The sequence below is a fragment of the Trinickia symbiotica genome, from assembly GCF_003028655.1.
GTDB classification, from domain to species: domain Bacteria; phylum Pseudomonadota; class Gammaproteobacteria; order Burkholderiales; family Burkholderiaceae; genus Trinickia; species Trinickia symbiotica_A.
In genome coordinates this window covers 1-416 of sequence record NZ_PYUC01000069.1, presented here as the reverse complement: position 1 = coordinate 416, position 416 = coordinate 1, and the positions used below count along the sequence as shown (strand labels likewise).

The 416-nt window shown below is 39.2% G+C and carries 1 pseudogene; it reads right to left on the bottom strand.

From position 1 onward, the window contains the following. A pseudogene (locus tag C9I57_RS32270) lies at window positions 1-416 on the bottom strand (succinate--CoA ligase subunit alpha); the annotation flags it as partial.

The following is a 416-nucleotide window of genomic DNA, read 5'->3' as shown; positions in this document are numbered from 1 at the left end:
ACGTGAAACTGCACCGACATGACCTTCTATGTTAACATATACCAGAATAATACCAATTTTATATTCAGCTGCTATAATGACACCTGGGCAGATTGGACCAATTAAACGTGTTGTTCTACCTTGTAAGTAGCGTTTAACTTTAACCATGTCTAATACAGGAATATGTTCAGTGATACAAATAACCATATCTAAGTCTGCATCAGCTGCTTCTAAAATTGAGTCTGCAGCAAATGGTGCTGGAACGTAAATGACTGAAACCGTTGCCCCAGTTTCATTTTTAGCTTCTTCAACAGTGTTGAAAACAGGAACGCCTTCAACAACTTGACCACCTTTACCAGGCGTCACACCTGCTACTATTTTCGTACCATAATCAAGCATTTGTTTTGTATGGAAAAGGGCAGTAGACCCTGTAATAC